The organism is Sphingomonas sp. GW821-FHT04B01, assembly GCF_059420425.1.
Genome location: NZ_JBWKTR010000002.1, coordinates 25,513 through 40,016 on the forward strand (window position 1 = coordinate 25,513; position 14,504 = coordinate 40,016).

12 protein-coding genes are annotated in these 14,504 nt (G+C 70.4%); 9 read left to right on the forward strand and 3 right to left on the reverse strand.

Annotated features, from left to right (window positions below; translation table 11 throughout):
• Positions 1 to 147 precede the first annotated feature (147 nt).
• From AC07UH_RS06400 to AC07UH_RS06415, 4 genes are read left to right on the forward strand one after another with little or no spacing between them, the layout of a single operon-like run.
• Positions 148 to 717, forward strand: coding sequence for a CvpA family protein (locus tag AC07UH_RS06400; RefSeq protein ID WP_495180444.1), 570 nt, complete (start codon positions 148 to 150; stop codon positions 715 to 717).
• Positions 714 to 1,151, forward strand: a complete 438-nt coding sequence (locus AC07UH_RS06405) for an iron-sulfur cluster assembly scaffold protein (RefSeq protein ID WP_038658722.1) — start codon at positions 714 to 716, stop codon at positions 1,149 to 1,151. Before AC07UH_RS06400 ends, AC07UH_RS06405 begins: the two co-directional genes overlap by 4 nt.
• A complete protein-coding gene (locus AC07UH_RS06410; RefSeq protein ID WP_038666208.1) occupies positions 1,144 to 2,910 on the forward strand; it encodes a cation:proton antiporter domain-containing protein in 1,767 nt (588 codons plus the stop codon). The genes AC07UH_RS06405 and AC07UH_RS06410 overlap by 8 nt, the downstream gene beginning before the upstream one ends.
• Entirely contained in the window at positions 2,907 to 3,236 is a 330-nt protein-coding gene (locus AC07UH_RS06415; RefSeq protein ID WP_495180443.1) for a DUF423 domain-containing protein, read from the forward strand. The genes AC07UH_RS06410 and AC07UH_RS06415 overlap by 4 nt, the downstream gene beginning before the upstream one ends.
• A 4-nt stretch (positions 3,237 to 3,240) precedes the next feature.
• Here the strand turns inward: AC07UH_RS06415 and AC07UH_RS06420 are convergent, their stop codons facing one another.
• The gene (locus AC07UH_RS06420) at positions 3,241 to 3,723 is read right to left on the reverse strand and encodes an Lrp/AsnC family transcriptional regulator (protein ID WP_495180442.1); all 483 of its coding nucleotides are present in this window, start codon (positions 3,721 to 3,723) and stop codon (positions 3,241 to 3,243) included.
• 83 nt (positions 3,724 to 3,806) lie between these two features.
• Between AC07UH_RS06420 and AC07UH_RS06425 the strand changes: the two genes are divergently transcribed.
• The 3 genes from AC07UH_RS06425 (at position 3,807) to AC07UH_RS06435 (ending at position 8,546) form a co-directional block, all read left to right on the forward strand.
• Positions 3,807 to 4,697, forward strand: coding sequence for an EamA family transporter (locus tag AC07UH_RS06425; RefSeq protein WP_495180441.1), 891 nt, complete (start codon positions 3,807 to 3,809; stop codon positions 4,695 to 4,697).
• Between the two features lie 15 nt (positions 4,698 to 4,712).
• Positions 4,713 to 5,411 carry a M24 family metallopeptidase gene (locus tag AC07UH_RS06430; protein WP_495180440.1) on the forward strand — a complete coding sequence of 233 codons (699 nt, stop codon included), beginning with the start codon at positions 4,713 to 4,715 and terminating at the stop codon, positions 5,409 to 5,411.
• A 624-nt stretch (positions 5,412 to 6,035) separates the two neighbouring features.
• Positions 6,036 to 8,546 carry a TonB-dependent receptor plug domain-containing protein gene (locus AC07UH_RS06435; RefSeq protein WP_495180439.1) on the forward strand — a complete coding sequence of 837 codons (2,511 nt, stop codon included), beginning with the start codon at positions 6,036 to 6,038 and terminating at the stop codon, positions 8,544 to 8,546.
• A gap of 17 nt (positions 8,547 to 8,563) precedes the next feature.
• Here the strand turns inward: AC07UH_RS06435 and AC07UH_RS06440 are convergent, their stop codons facing one another.
• Positions 8,564 to 9,943, reverse strand: coding sequence for an FAD/NAD(P)-binding protein (locus AC07UH_RS06440; protein WP_495180438.1), 1,380 nt, complete (start codon positions 9,941 to 9,943; stop codon positions 8,564 to 8,566).
• Between the two features lie 133 nt (positions 9,944 to 10,076).
• Between AC07UH_RS06440 and AC07UH_RS06445 the strand changes: the two genes are divergently transcribed.
• Positions 10,077 to 10,778 (forward strand): TetR/AcrR family transcriptional regulator, encoded by a 702-nt coding sequence (locus tag AC07UH_RS06445; protein WP_081974294.1) that lies wholly within the window; start codon positions 10,077 to 10,079, stop codon positions 10,776 to 10,778.
• Between the two features lie 119 nt (positions 10,779 to 10,897).
• Positions 10,898 to 11,500 carry an RNA polymerase sigma factor gene (locus AC07UH_RS06450; RefSeq protein WP_169742512.1) on the forward strand — a complete coding sequence of 201 codons (603 nt, stop codon included), beginning with the start codon at positions 10,898 to 10,900 and terminating at the stop codon, positions 11,498 to 11,500.
• 211 nt (positions 11,501 to 11,711) lie between these two features.
• Here AC07UH_RS06450 and AC07UH_RS06455 read toward each other — a convergent pair whose 3' ends face one another.
• The gene (locus AC07UH_RS06455) at positions 11,712 to 14,105 is read right to left on the reverse strand and encodes a DUF3772 domain-containing protein (protein ID WP_495180437.1); all 2,394 of its coding nucleotides are present in this window, start codon (positions 14,103 to 14,105) and stop codon (positions 11,712 to 11,714) included.
• Positions 14,106 to 14,504 lie beyond the last annotated feature (399 nt).

The window sequence follows — 14,504 nt, forward strand, 5'->3', positions numbered from 1 at the left end:
CCCGCCACCATGGGGCCCGGCCTTCGCCGGGATGACGAAGAAGGGGCCGGACGAAGTGGGGGACCTCGACCGCACCGAGCCACGAGGACCGCCCCCACGACCACCAAGGACTAGCGCCCCCGCCCGCGCATCCCTATTCCCTTGGGCATGGCGCTGACCGCTCTCGACATCATCGTACTCGTCGCCGTGCTGGGCGCGGCGCTGCTCGGGCTCAAGCGTGGCTTCGTCACCGAAGTGCTGTCGCTGTTCGCCTGGGTGGCGATCGTCGCGATGCTCAAGCTGTTCCATGTCGCGCTCGCCGCCAAGCTCGCCGGCACGATCGGCACCGCGTCGGGCGCGGCGGTGGCGGCGTTCGTGGTGATCGCCGGCGGTACCTATATCGGCGGCAAGCTCGTCGCCAATGCGATCGGCAAGCGGACGCGGCAGTCGATCCTCGGCCCCGTCGACCGCGCGCTCGGCTTCGGCTTCGGCGCGCTCAAGGGGCTGATCATCGCCAGCCTTGGCTTTCTCGTCGCGGCGTTGCTGGTCGATACCGCGCGCGGCGGCCCGGCGCAGCGGCCCGACTGGATGACGCAGTCGCGCTGCTACAACCTGCTCAACGCGACCAGCGCGGGGATCGCCGATTTCGTCGACCGGCGGCGGCGCGGCCTGCCGGTGTTCGGCGCGCGCCAGAGCCTCCGGTCCGATGCCTCCGACAATGCGAGCAGTCCACGATGAATGCGCCCCTCTACAATGCCGAGATCCTGCGGCTCGCGGCGTCGATCCCGCATCATGCGCGGCTCGATCATGCGCAGGCCACCGCGGAGAAACGCTCGCCGATCTGCGGCAGCCGCGTGACGGTGGACGTCGGCGTCGGCGACGACGGCCGGGTGAGCGAGGTCGGGCTGCTCGTGCGCGCCTGCGCGCTGGGGCAGGCGTCCGCGTCGCTGCTCGCGCGCGACATCCTCGGCAAGACGCCCGAGGAGCTGGCGGCGGCGCGCGATGCGCTGACCGCCTGGCTGGCGCGCGAGGGCGACATGCCGGACTGGCCGGGGCTCGACGTGTTCGCGCCGGCGCTCGATTATACCGCGCGGCATCCGTCGATCCGGCTGGCGTTCGAGGCGGCGGCCGAGGCGGCCTTCGCGGCGCGCGAGGCGCATGCCGATGCATGAGGCGGCCGGCGGCGCGTCGATGCTGCGCGACGGGGTGATCCTGCTGGGGTTCGGGCTGGGCTTCGTATTGCTGTTCCGGCGGCTCGGGCTGGGTGCGACGCTGGGCTTTCTCGTCGCCGGCGCGGTGGTCGGGCCGCATCTGCTCGGCCTCGTCGGCGATGCCGAGGCGAAGATCGGGGTCGCCGAGCTCGGCATCACGCTGCTGCTGTTCATCGTGGGGCTCGAGCTCAACCCGACGCGGCTGTGGCGGATGAAGCAGGAGATCTTCGGGCTCGGGCTGATCCAGGTGGTGGTGTGCGGGCTGGCGATCACCGCGGTCGTTTGGGGCGCCGCGCATTTCTCGCCGACCGCGGCGCTGGCGCTCGGGCTGCCCTTGGCGCTGTCGTCGACCGCGCAGGTGCTGCCGCTGCTGCAATCGTCGGGGCGGTTGCGTACGCCGTTCGGCGAGCGGGCATTCTCGATCCTGCTGTTCCAGGACCTGTCGATCGTGCCGCTGATCACGATCGTCGCGGCGATGAGCCGCAACCCCGCCGATGCCGGCGGACCGCCGGGATGGCTGCTCGCGCTCTATACCGTGGGCGCGGTGGCCGGGCTGATCCTGGTCGGCCGGTTCGTGCTGCGGCCGCTGTTCCGGCTGATCGGCAATCTCGGCGAGCGCGAGATGTTCGTCTTCGCCGCGCTGTTCACCGTCATCGCCAGCGCGGCGGTGATGGAGGCGCTGGGGCTGTCGACCGCATTGGGCGCGTTCATCGCCGGCGTGATGCTCGCCGACAGCCCCTATCGGCACGAGCTGGAGGCGGATGTCGAGCCGTTCCGCTCGATCCTGCTCGGCCTGTTCTTCCTCGCGGTCGGCATGATGCTCGACCTGCATGCGATTTCCGAACGGCCGCTGTTCGTGGCGAGCATGGCGCTGGCGCTGATCGCGACCAAGACCGCGGTCATCATGGGGATCGGCCTCGCCTTCAGGATGACGTGGCGCAGCGCGCTGGCGCTCGGCGTGCTGCTCAGCCAGGGCGGCGAGTTCGGCTTCGTGCTGTTCGCGCAGGCGCAGCAGGGCCTGCTCGTCGCGCCCGAGGCGGCGAGCCTGTTCGGCGCGATCATCACCGTGTCGATGGCGACGACGCCCTTCCTGATGGGCGCCACCCGCCGCTTCCGCGAGGAGCCGGTCGCCAAGGACCAAGCGCGCGACGGGCCCAAGGCCGACGGCGCCAATGCGATCATCGTCGGCTACGGCCGGTTCGGCCAGACGGTGGGGCAGATGCTGCTCGCGCAGAAGATCCCGGTGACGCTGATCGACCGCGATATCGAGATGATCGACATCGCCGGCGAATTCGGCGCCAAGGTCTATTACGGCGACGGCACGCGGCTCGACCTGCTGCGTCAGGCCGGTGCGGCGGAGGCGGAGCTGATCCTGTTCTGCATCGATGGCGACCAGATCGAGCCCGATACGCTGGAGGGGGTGCACGAGGCGTTTCCCGATGCCGCCATCTACGTCCGCGCGTTCGACCGGCGCGCGCTGGTCAAGCTCAAGAAGTCCTCGGGCGTGTTCGTCGTGCGCGAGGTGCTCGAATCGGCGGTGAAAATGGCGCGCGTCGCGATGCGCGACCTCGGCATCGCCGGCGCCGAGATCGATCGTGCCGAAGAGGCCTATCGTGCGCGCGACAAGGAGCGGCTGCGCATCCAGATCGAGGCGGGGGATATCCGCGCGGCGCGGTCGATGGTCGCCGAGCAACAGCCATGGGGGAATGATCCGCGATGATCGTGGCGATACTGGCGGCGCTGTCGGGCGCCATCGCGGTGGCGGCTGGGGCGTTCGGTGCGCACGGCGCGAGCGGCCCGGCGGTCGATTGGCTCAAGACCGGCAGCCATTACCAATTGATCCATGCGGTGGCGGCGCTGGTCGCGTTGCGCTTCGAGGCGCGCGGGCCGGCGTGGCTGTTCGTCGTCGGCGGCGCGATCTTCGCGGGGACGCTGTATCTGATGGCGCTGGGCGCGCCGCGCTGGTTCGGCGCGATCACGCCGGTCGGCGGCGCCTTGCTGATCGGCGGCTGGCTGTGGCTGGCGTGGACGCTGCGCGGCGCCTGACCCGTCAGAGCAGCGGCCGGCCGCGCGCCGGGTCGTAGCGGACGATCTCGCGCAGCGTGACCAACGTCTCGAACTGCAGCACGGCATCGTCCGCCGCCAGCATCGTATCGGCGAAATGCTGATAGGCCGCGATCGTCGGCACCGCGACGATCAGCAGGAAGTCGGTGCGGCCGGTGACGTTCCAGGCGCCGATCACCTCGGATCGCGCCTGCATCCGCTGCGCGAAGGCGGTTTCGGTACGCAGGTTGCTCTGGTGGAGCTGGACGAGGACGTGGATCGTGATCGACGGGGTCAGCCGGGCGGGATCGATCACCGCGACATCGGCGACGATCACCCCGGTGCTGCGCAGCCGTCGCAGCCGCCGCAGGACGGCGCTTTCGGATAGTCCGACGCGTTCGGCGAGCGCACGCGCCGGCAGCAGATTGTCTTGCCGGACGAGGTCGAGCAGCCGATGGTCGAAGGGATCGAGGGCGACGGTTTCGGTCATGATCGGTCAGATTATGCCGCGATCCGCCGTGCGATGCCAGATTAGGGCGACCGCCGTCGCCCGTCCGCCGCTAGAAGGTCGATATGAGGACTCACGCTCTGTCCGGCGGGCGGCACCGCCTGCTGCCCTATGCGGCGCTCGCCGCGTCGATCACGACCTTCTGCGTCGGCACGTCCTTCGCCAAGCGGCTGTTCCCGCTGGTCGGCGCCGAGGGGACGAGCGCATATCGCGTCGGCTTTTCGGCGATCGTCCTGCTCGTGGTGGTGCGGCCGTGGCGATTCGGCCTCACGCGGGCGGATGCGGCGCGGATCGTCCGCTACGGCGTCGCGCTCGGATCGATGAACCTGTGCTTCTACATGGCTTTGCGCACACTGCCGCTCGGCCCGACGATCGCGATCGAGTTCCTCGGCCCCTTGTCGGTATCCCTGTTTCACGCGCGCCGGCCGGTGCATGTCGCGATGGCGGCGCTGGCGGTCGCGGGGCTGGCGCTGCTGCTGCCGCTGCGCGTCGGCGCGCAGGCACTCGATCCTGTCGGCATCCTGTTCGCGCTCGGCGCGGCGACCGGCTGGGCGTGCTACATCGTCTTCGGCAAGCGGACCGCGCATCTGCCCGCGGGACAGGCGGTGGCGTTCGGCATGGCGAGCGCGGCGCTGCTGGTCGTGCCGATCGGCGTCGCGCAGGCGGGGACGGCGCTGCTCACCCCGGCGTGGCTCGGGCTGGGGCTGATCGCCGCGCTGCTGTCGAGTGCCATCCCCTATTCGCTGGAGATGATCGCGCTCAAACACATTCCGGCGCACAGCCTCGGCGTGCTGCTGAGTCTGGAGCCGGCGGTGGGGGCGGTGGCGGGCGTGGCGCTGCTCGGCGAGACGCTGACGCCGGCGCAATGGGGGGCGATCGCGATGGTGATGACCGCATCGATCGGCATGATCGCGGCGAGCGATGCGCCGGGCGATAGGCCGGGTCCGGATTTTTGACTGGGGGGTGAAGCGATGGACGAGATGAATGAAGCCGAGGACACGCGCCTCGCCGCGTTGCTGGCGGCGGAGGACCGGGCGCTGGCGCTGCTCGAGATGATCGAGGCGCGCGGGCTGATCCGGCCGGGACGCAGCGAGCGCGAAATCGAGCAGGACATCCGCGGCATCGCGCGCGACGCGTTCGGTGTCGAGCGCGACTGGCACAAGCGCATCGTCCGCGCCGGGCCGAACACGCTGGCGATCGCCGCGGACAACCCGCCGATCGTGACGGTGCAGCCGGACGATATCGTCTTCGTCGATCTCGGCCCGGTGTTCGGCACCTGGGAGGCGGATGTCGGGCAGAGCTATGCGGTCGGCGACGATCCCGCCAAGCAGGCGCTCGTCGCCGAACTGCCGCGCCAGTTCGCCGCGATCGCGCAGCGGCTGGCGGCCGAGCCGGACATCACCGGCGCGGCGCTCTACGCATATGCCTGCGCCGGCGCGGCGGCGGCGGGCTATCACTTCGGCGGGCGGATCGCCGGGCATATCGTCGCCGAATTCCCGCACGCGCGGCTGCCCGGCGAGCGGCAGGCGCATCATATCAGCCCGGCCAATCCGTTGCCGCTGAGCGATCCCGACGCCTTCGGACGGCGGCGCCACTGGATCATCGAGGTGCATCTGGTCACCACCGACGGCGCGTTCGGCGGCTTCTACGAGCGTCTGGCGCGCGGGTGAGCGGTGCGGGGCTGAGATGCGGACGCGGGTGAAGATCTGCTGCCTTGCCTTGCCTCGCCCGCCGGATCGCCGCCGATCGTTCGAAGAAGGAATGTTTCGCGCAGAGGCGCGGAGGCGCGGAGACGCGGAGGAATAGCGCGTGAGGCAATCTCACCCGCGGTCTCGACGGCTCGCGGGAAGCAACGTCACGACGACGAACGCAACACCTCCGCGTCTCTGCGCCTCTGCGCGAACCCGATTATGTCGTGTCAGCCCTGACGGGAACGGCCTCCCCGGACGGGAGAAATCGTCATCCCGGCGAACGCCGGGACCCATGGCCACGCCGCGTCGGCGGCGATGCGAGCCGTATCAGGGCCGTACCCCGGCGGAGGCCGGGGCCCAGTTGGGTGACATTCGTCATCACTTACGGCGGCTTTCCCAACTGGGCCCCGGCCTTCGCCGGGGTGCATGTGGCGTGTTGCCGAACGGCGGCAGGCGGCGAACGTCGGCGCGAGACATCGCATCCCCCACGCCGGCCTCACCCATCGCAAAGTTTTTCTTCGCCCGTCGTCATGGGCTTATTCGGCTATGCTGCGCTGCACGCGCAACAGCGCACCGAATACGGACCATTATAGGGGGTCGATCGTGACGATTATCAGCGAACTTCTGCTCGCGGCGAGTTCCGCCGCGCTCGCGGCGCAAGCCGCTCCCGCACCCGCCCAGCAGGACCAGCCCCCCGCGGTCGCCGAACCGGCGCAGGCGGCGCCCGTCGCCGACGCCGCGGCGCAGTCCAACGAGGGCGACGACATCATCGTCACCGGCACCCGCAGCGCCGGGCGCAGTCGCCTCGACAGCGTCGCGCCGGTCGACGTGCTGAGCGGCGCCAGCCTGCAGCGGCAGGGGACGACCGAACTGGCGAGCGCGCTCGCCGCGATCGCACCGTCGATCGACTTCCCGCGGCCGTCGGCGACCGACGGCACCGATGCGATCCGCCCGGCGACGCTGCGCGGCCTGTCGCCCGACCAGACGCTGGTGCTGATCAACGGCATCCGCGCGCATGCCTCGTCGCTGGTCAACACCAACGGCAGCGTCGGCCGCGGTTCGGCGGCGGTCGATCTCAACACCGTGCCGACCGTCGCGCTCGACCGGATCGAGGTGCTGCGCGACGGCGCCTCGGCGCAATATGGCTCGGATGCGATCGCCGGCGTCATCAACCTGCGCCTGCGCGAGGCGCGCAGCGGCGGTGGCGGCTCGGTCACCTACGGCTTCTACGACACGCAGGTCGACACCGCCAACAACCGCCGCGAGGTGAAGGGCGAGCACGCGGTCACCGCCACGGCGTGGCAGGGGATCGGCTTCGGCGACGACGGCTTCATCACCGTGTCGGGCGAATATACCAAGCGCCAGCCGACCAATCGCGCCGACATCGACACCCGCGTCTCGCCGCGCCGCGTCACCGGTCGCTACGGCGATCCCGAGGTCGAGCAATATACCGGCTTCGTCAACGCCGGCACCTCGCTGACCGACAGTCTCAAGCTCTACGCCTTCGGCGGCTATCAGGATCGCGACAGCCGCAGCGCGGCCTTCCCGCGCGTGGTGTCGGTCACCCCCGCTGCGTCGGCCGCCGCGCTCGCGCTGCTTACCCGCGCGGGCTATCCCGATGGGTTCCTGCCGATCATCAACACCAAGTCGAAAGATATCAATTCGGCCGCCGGCATCCGCGGTGACGTCGGCGGTTTCAATATCGACCTCTCGCTGAGCTACGGCCGCAACCGGATAGACTATCGTACGCTGAACTCGGCGAACTATGCCTATGGCACTGCGACGCCGCGCAACTTCTACGACGGCGCGACGATCTACGATCAATATGTCGCCGGACTCGACGTCACCCGCCAGTTCGACGTCTTGCAGTCGCTCAACGTCGCCTTCGGCGTCGAGGGACGCCGCGAGGGCTATAAGATCCTCGCCGGTGAGCGCGCCTCCTATGATTATCCGGTGGACGGTACCGTCACCGGCATCCCCACCACGACGACCAATGCGACGCCGGGCGCGCAAGGCTTCGGCGGCTTCTCGCCGCTCAACCGGACCGAGCGCAGCCGCCGCAACGGCAGCGCCTATCTCGACCTCGAGGCGCAGGTCACCGACCAGTTCCTCGTCGGTCTCGCCGGCCGGTTCGAGGATTATTCGGACTTCGGCTCGACCGCGACGGGCAAGGCCTCGGCACGCTACGACATCACGCCGTGGTTCGCGCTGCGCGGCACCGCCTCGACCGGTTTCCGCGCGCCGTCGCTCCAGCAGCAATATTTCACCCAGATCGCCTCGGTCGTCACCAACGGCGTGCCGGTGCTGACCGGCACCTATCCGTCGACCAGCCCCGTCGGCACCGCGCTCGGCGGCCTGCCGCTCGAACCCGAAAAGTCGACCAACCTCTCGGCCGGCACGGTGATCCGCGCGGGCGGCTTCGACCTGACGATCGATGCCTATCGCATCCATATCCGCAACCAGATCGGCCTGTCGGAGAATATCACGACGTCCTCCAGCCCGTCGCCTGCCGTCAACGCCGAGATCGCCCGCCTGCTCGCGGGGACGAATACCGGCGCCGCGGCGGCGCGCTTCTTCATCAACGGCCTCGCCTCGACCACCAAGGGCATCGACGCGGTCGCGCATTACCGGCTGGCGACCGACACCGTCGGTGCGTTCGACCTGACGCTGGCGGGCAACGTCAACAAGGTCGACGTGACGCGCGTGCCGACCTCGACCGCGACGCTCAACCCGGCGCCGACGCTGTTCGCGCGCAGCCGCATCCTGACGCTGGAACAGGGCACGCCGGGCGAGAAGGTGACGGGGCAGATCGACTGGTCGCTCGACCGTATCGGCGCGCTCGCCCGCGTGACCTATTACGGCGACGTCAACCAGCCGGGGACGCTGGTCAGCGGCGACGTCCACACCGGCAAGCACGCGATTACCGATTTCGAATTGCGCTACGCCACGCCCAAGGGCGCGCAGATCGGCCTCGGCGTCAGCAACCTGTTCGACGTCTACCCCGACCGGACGATCGCGGCGAACAATTCGACCGGCGTGCTGGGCTTTCCGTCCTATTCGCCGTTCGGCTTCAACGGCCGCTATCTCTACGCACGCGCCGGCCTGAACTGGTAGAGGGCAGGGGGCGGGGGCTACAGGCCCTCGCCACCCACCCATTGCGCATTGGCCAGCCGCCGCGCGAGCGTCCAGTTCTGCTGGCGGATGTCGGGCACCGCGACCACCTCCCACAGGCCGCCGCGCGTCATCGGGCCGATGCAGAACAGGCGCGGATCGGCGATCCCGTCGCGGCCGATCACCTGCGACTGCGCATCGACGTCGAGCCCGATCCGCAGCGGGTCGGGCCGGATCAGCCCGTGGTCGAGCAGGTCGCGCAGCAGCGGCTCGTCGGAGCGCATCAGATCGCCCTGCGGCCCGGTGCAATTGACGATCCGCGCCACCCGCGTCTCGACCCGATCGTCGGACCCGCGCGGCCGCCAGCACAAGCGCGCGCCGCTGCCGTCCGCACTCGCCCCGACCAGCTTGCCGGCGGTGAAGCCGAGCCGTCCGGCCGCACACAAAGCGTCGACCCGCGCCGCCACCGCCGGCGCCAGGCGGTGGCGATGGACGTCCCAATAGGGCCGCAGGTGGCGCAGGAACCGCGCCCGCGTCACGGCGTCCGCCGCTCCCCACATCATCTGCGTGATCGGCCGCAGCTCGTCGACCGCGGCGCGCCAGCCGACCGTCGCGGCGCGGTCCCGGACGTGGCGCACCAGCCGCGACAGCGTCCCCGCCGGTCGCTCGCGCAGGCCGGGCTGCGGCGGCGTATCGGCATGCGGCCGCGGCACCAGCCCGCGCCGGGAGATCGCGACCACCCGGCCGCCGAACCCCGCCGCCTCCAGCAGGAGCGCCGCGTCGATCGCGGTCAGTCCGGTGCCGATCAGCGCCACCGTGTCGTCCGGCCCCAACCCCTCGGTGATGTCGCCCGCCCACGGATCGGCGCGATAGCAGCCCGCCGGCAGCACCGCCGGATCGAGGCCGGGCGGGGTATGCGGCGGCAGGTTGCCGATCGCCAGCACCGCCACGTCCGCGGCGATCGCAGCGCCGGCGTCGAGCGTCAGCGTCACCTCCTCCGCCCCGCGTGCCAGCGCCACCACCGCGCCCTCGACCAGGGCCAGCCGCCCGGGGTTCGCCGCCACCGCCGCGTCGAGCATTTCGCGCAGATAGGCGCCATAGATCCGCCGCGACACGAAGGTCTTGGCATCGCCCAGCGCCTTGCCCTCCAGCCAGCGGACGAAATGGCCTGGATCGTCGGGCAGCGCGCTCATGTTGCCGGCGCGGACGTTGAGCAGATGCTCCTCGTGCGCCGCGCTATAGGCGACGCCGCGCGCCATCTGCGCCGGGCGGCGTTCGATCAGCGTCGCGCGCGGCCCGTCGTGGCGCATCAGGTTGATCGCGAGCAGCGTCCCCGAAAAGCCGCCGCCGATGATCGCGACGTGATCGCCGGCTCTGGTCGCGTCGGTCGTCGCTGTCACTGGCCTGTCTCCTGCAAGCCCGCCCCCTAATCCTTGTGTGCCATCGCGGCAACGGGCGGGCGGTGGACATCGCCGGGGACGGTGGCCATGGTGGCGGCGGTAGGGACGAAGGAACGGAGCAGGACTCGCGCGGATGACGGTGACGACGGATGACGGGGTGCGGGCGGGCGCAGGCGGCGCCGTGCAGCGTCGCGCCGGCCGGCCGAGCCGCAAGGAGGCGCAGGCGATCGAGGCGCTGATCCTCGACGGTACGATCGCGGCGATGCGCGACGCCCGCTATGCGACATTGTCGATCGACGCGCTGGCGCAGGACATCGGCGTCACCAAGCAGACGATCTACCGCCGTTTTCCCAGCAAGGATGCGCTGATCGACGCCGCGATCCGCCACAAGATGGACCAGATCCACGCCTTCGCCCGCGACACCGCCGACAGCGTCGCCGAACCGATCGCCAGCCTGCGCACCTTCGCCCGCCATATGTTCGACATGATGCTCAAGCCCGAGAATGTCGGGCTGGCGATCTTCATCGACCACGCCTCGCTGACCGACGCCGCCTTCGCCCGCCGCCGCCAGCAATGGCACGTCATGCTGATGGCACCGATGAAGAGCGCGATCGCCACCGCGCAGGCACAGGGCCTGCTCGACGCGGGCGATGTCGAGGGGAAGGTCAACATGCTGTTCGACCTGCTCGCCGGTCCGGTCAACCGCATGCGTTACAGCGTCGCGCCCGACGTCGCGCTGGAGGGATTGTGCGAGGATCAGGCGTTCGCCGCGCGCTTCGACGTCTTCCTGCGTCTCTACGCGCCGGTGTTGCCGGCATGCTGCACCGCAAAATAAAAAGGAACCGGTCAGTATTGTAATCGTTCGATACCTGCCTCTATGGGCTCGCGACGCCCGCGCCGACACCGTTCGTCGCCGCGCCCGTCCAGTCTGTCTCGTGTCGAGTGATGAACCGCATGACCACCGCCGCTCTGCCGTCCGACGTGCTCACCGAACGCGGCTTCGTCGCCGCGATCGACGCGGTGCTGCCGTCGCTCCGGCGGTACGCCCGCCATCTCAGCCGCGATCAGGGTGACGGCGACGACCTCGTCCAGGAGACGATGGCGCGCGCCTGGGCGGCGCGCACCCGCTTCCAGCCGGGCACCAATTTCCGCGCTTGGCTGTTCCGCATCCTGCGCAACCTGTTCCTCAGCGACCGCCGCCGCGGCGGCCGCAGCGTGTCGTGGAACCCCGATATCGACGACGACCGGCTGGTGACCCCGGCCGATCAGGAATCGGGCGTCATGCTCGCCGACCTCGACGCCGCGCTCGACAGCATCACCCCGGGTCAGGCCGAAGCGCTGGTGCTCGTCGCACAGGAGGGCCTGTCCTACGAGGAGGCCGCGATCCGCCTCGGCGTGCCGATGGGCACGGTGCGCAGCCGCGTCTTCCGCGCCCGCGCCGCGGTGATCGACCGTCTCGCCGGCACCGCGCCGACCCCGGCGACGCTCCCGCCGCCGGCGGCGATGGGCGAGGGCTACCGTCGCTGGAAGCATGCCGGCACCGGCATGATCGGCTAGGGTTGGACATTCAGGAAATTCCGCCCCCGCCAGCGTAGGGCGATCGGATAGGACAGACCGGGAGATGCAATTACATCTTCCGTCACCCCGGCCCTGCGCCGGGGTCCCGCTTCTTCTCCGCGCCGTCCGAAGAAGCGGGACCCCGGCTCGAGGCCGGGGTGACGGGCGGGTTTGGAAACAGGTTCGCTTCGCACATCGAACCCTTGCCTCCTCAACCGGCCGCGGCATCGCCGAGCTGCGGCGGCACCGTCACCCATTCCACCCGTTGCGGTACCGTCCCAAGCTCGATCCCCTCGTCGCGCATCCGCCGCAGCAGCGTCAGCAGCACGTTGCTGCGCGCCTCGCCGGTGCTGCGCGGGCTCGCGACGTGCGCGAGGCAGTTGAACAGGATGCGGCCGTCGCCGATCCCGTCGATCAGCACCGCCGGCGCCGGCGCGTCGAGCACCATCGGCTCGGCGACGAACGTCTCCAGCACGATCGCCCGCACCCGGTCGGCATCGCTGGCGATCGGCACCGAGAAATGGATCTGGATCCGCCCCATCGGCCCGGCGAGCGTCTTGTTGAGCACCGATTTGGTGATCAGCTCCGAATTGGGCACGATCAGCGTCGAATGATCCGCCAGCTCGATCTCGGTCGAGCGCACGCTGATCCGCTTGACGTCGCCCTCGTCGGTGCCGACGCGGATCAGGTCGCCGATCTTGATCGGCCGCTCGGCGAGCAGGATCAATCCGGAGACGAAATTGGAGGTGATCGCCTGCAGGCCGAAGCCGATGCCGACCGACAAAGCCGACAGCAGCAGCGCGATCCGCTCCATGCCGATGCCGAGCGAGGCGAGCGCCCATACCACCGCCAGCGCGATCGCCAGATAGCGCGCCACCAGCCGGATCGAGTTGCGCACGCTGCTGTCGAGATCGGTGCTCGGCAGATAGCGATGGTCGAGCCAGCCGGTGAACTGCCGCACCAGGAACAGCCCCAGGGCGAGCACCGCGACGAAGCGGATGATCGTCCCCGGCGAGATCGCGATGCCGCCGACCTCGACGCCGCGCGCCAGCCCGCCGACCCGGTCGAGGAACGAACCGAAGCCGGCGCCGAACGGATAGAGCAGCAGCCCGAGCGCGACGACGATCACCGCCAGCCGCAGCACCGCCGACAGCAGCACGCCGAACTGGTCGACCGCGCTGCCGCTGATCCCCATGCCGTGGCGCAGCGTCAGCCCGACGCGGCCGTCGCGCTGGAACAGGCTGGTCGCGACATCGTCGATCACCACCATCAGCAGATAGGTGCTCACCCCCAGCAAGGTCGCCCAGATCACCGCCTGGGTGATCGTGATCGCCAGCCCGACATAGCCGATCAGCAGCGCCAGCCCGGCGCCGGCGACGATCAGCCACACTGCCAGCGTGATCGCGCCGACGCCGGCGCTCGCCGCCGCCTCCGCCTCGCTCTCGCCGTCCGCCGCCTCTGCGGCGCGCAGCCGGCCGATGATGACCAGCGTCCCCGCGATCAGGATCAGGTGGACGATCACCTCGACCACCTGCGTGCCGAGCAAGGCGGTCGGGCTGACGCCGGCGGTGGTGTTGAACGCATTGGCGAGGATGACGACGAAGGTCAGCGTCGCGAACGCCCACGCCACCGGCCGCAGCGCGGTCGCGGTGGCATCGGTCAGCGTCGTCACCCGCCACGACGGCTGCCGCGCCATCAGGAAGGCGGCGCCGACCGCCGCGGTCAGCCCGCTGAACGCCGCGGCGATCACCAGCGCGTCGGCGAGCGCGTTCCACGCCGGCGCGAGCAGCGCCGACCAGCGCAGCCCCTGCACGAACAGGAAGGCGGCGGCCATCGGCATCGTCGTCCCGACGAACACCCGCCACAGGGCATTGGCCGAGCGCCGCACGCGATGCCCCGGCGCATCGGCGATCAGATAGCGTTGGCCGATCCGGCGCAGGAACTGCCGCACCGGGACCAGCATCACGAGCGCCAGCAGCGCGCCGAGCAGCGCGCCGATCGGAAACCCCCGGCGCAGGCCGGTATCGATCTGCGCCCATTCGCGGCTGAGGAAGGTCGACACGCGCCGGCTGTCGCGCGGCAAGGCGGCGAACATGTCGCTCCAGAAGTGCGGCGACAGCGGGGAGGGGGTCCGCACCGCGATCCGCTGGTTGATCTCCTCGGCCTGCGTCTCGTCGATCTCGGTGACGAGCTGTCCCGCCTCGACCGCGACGAGCTGACCGCGCTTCACCTTCGAATCGAGTGCGCTGCGCGCCTGCGCCAGAGCGCGACGCTCGGCGCGGATGTCGGGCGCCTCGACCACGCCGGCGACCGGCGGCCCGAGCCCGGCGATGCGCGCGTCGACCAGCGCGAGCTGGCTGCGCAACTGCTCGGCCGCCTCGCGCGCGTCGCTCTGCGCGCCGAGCGCCTGATCGCGCAATGTGCCGCGCGTCTCGCGATCGACCTTGCCGTCGAGCGCCTTGTCGACGGCATCGAGCGCCGTCTCGGCACCGGCGAGCTGCCGGCTGGCGGTCTCGACCGGCGTGGTCTGCGCCGCGGCCGGCGCCGCGATCGCGAGGGCGACGAGCATCACCAGCAACACCAACCGCCGCACCGCTGCCATCATCGCGTCACGCTCCCGTCCATACCGCCCGGCTGGTTAGGAGGAGTCGCGCGACAAAGCGAGCGGTGACCGTTTTGGGGGGAAAACGGCCGCCTACGCGTCCGGCTCGCGCGCCCCTTTTCGTCATCCCGGCGAAAGCCGGGACCCACGGTGACGGGCGGTCGGCGGTACGTGCCACGACCGGCGGCACCGGGCCCATGGGTCCCGGCTTCCGCCGGGATGACGAGAGGGCAAAAATTCCTCGCTCGCGTGTGCGGGGCGGCAGGGTCAATATTCCCCCGGCATGGGCTGTAAACGGCTGGGGGCGTTCAATCCGGCGCTCGCTGGCGGGGAAGGATCGCCGTGGGCTGCGGTGATGAGGCTCGATCGGTTTCCTCATCCCATCCGTCACCCCGGACTTGT